The sequence below is a fragment of the Mitsuaria sp. TWR114 genome (assembly GCF_007997345.1).
The window spans coordinates 1-1023 of record NZ_VOSR01000142.1 but is presented as its reverse complement, the minus strand read 5'-3'; the positions used below and the strand labels follow the sequence as shown (position 1 = coordinate 1023).

At 72.9% G+C, this 1023-nt stretch carries 2 protein-coding genes; one reads left to right on the top strand and one right to left on the bottom strand.

Annotated elements, in window-relative coordinates; all coding sequences use genetic code 11:
- Nucleotides 1-68: 68 nt before the first annotated feature.
- Nucleotides 69-707 carry a glutathione S-transferase family protein gene (locus FUT87_RS06685; RefSeq protein ID WP_147240509.1) on the bottom strand — a complete coding sequence of 213 codons (639 nt, stop codon included), beginning with the start codon at nucleotides 705-707 and terminating at the stop codon, nucleotides 69-71.
- A 149-nt stretch (nucleotides 708-856) separates the two neighbouring features.
- On the opposite strand from FUT87_RS06685, the gene FUT87_RS06680 reads away from it, so the two are divergent.
- Nucleotides 857-1023: LysR family transcriptional regulator (locus tag FUT87_RS06680; RefSeq protein ID WP_310735117.1), on the top strand; the 167-nt coding region annotated here is incomplete at its 3' end.

Here is a 1023-nt window from a genome sequence, read left to right as displayed (position 1 = left end):
CGACGCGCGCCTGCAGCGTCTGCTCGCCGGGGTGCCAGGACTTGTCCATGGGGAGCCTCCGGCGTCGTTCAGAGCTGGTCGGTGAGCGGGACGAAGCCGGGCAGCGCCTCGATGCGCGCGAGCCAGGCGCGCAGGCGCGGGTAGTCGCTCAGCGACACGCCGCCGATCGGCGCCTGCGAGGTGTAGCCATAGAACGCGAGGTCGGCCAGCATCGGCCGGTCGGCCACGAGGAAGGCGGAGCGCGCGAGCCGGTCCTCGATGAGCGCGAAGAGCCGGTGCCCCAGCGCCAGTGAGGCCGGATCCACCGGCTGGCCGGTCAGCGCGCGGTAGCGCGGCGAGGCCGCGCCCGGGCCGAGCAGGCTCACCGACAGGCTGAACCAGCGCTGCTGCCAGGCGGCCTCGACCGCGTCGCGGGGCAGCCAGCCGGCCTCGGGCGCGTAGCGGGTCGCGAGGTAGACCAGGATCGCGTTGCTCTCCGGCAGCACGAGCTCGCCGTCCTCCAGCACCGGCACCTGCGCCAGCGCGTTCAGCGCGAGGAAGGCCGGCTGGTGCTGGTCGCCGCGGCGCAGGTCGAGGTCAACCACCTCGTAGGGCAGGCCCAGCAGCGACAGCAGCAGCTCGACGCGATGGCAATGGCCCGACGCGGCCAGGCGGTGCAGGCGCAGCGGCGCGGCCGGGGCGCTCGCGGCGCCGGCGGTCGTGGCCATGGGTGTCGAAGCCGGAGAGCTTGCGGCGAGGGGAGAGGCGTTCATCGAGCGAGGCTCCATCGTGGATCAGCGAGGCCTCTACCGTATCCATTGCGGCGCGTGACCGGAATGGCTGGAGGAGATCATTGAGAATTGCAGCTGTCGAAATAATGAGCGCCGTTCTGCCCGGACGGCGAATCGCCATGGACCACCTGGAACGCCTGCGCTGTTTCGTCGCCGTGGCCGACACGCAGAGCTTCGCCGGCGCGGCGCGCCGGCTGGGCTGCTCGGCACCGGCCGCCACCCGCGCGATCGCGGCGCTGGAGCAGCGCCTGGG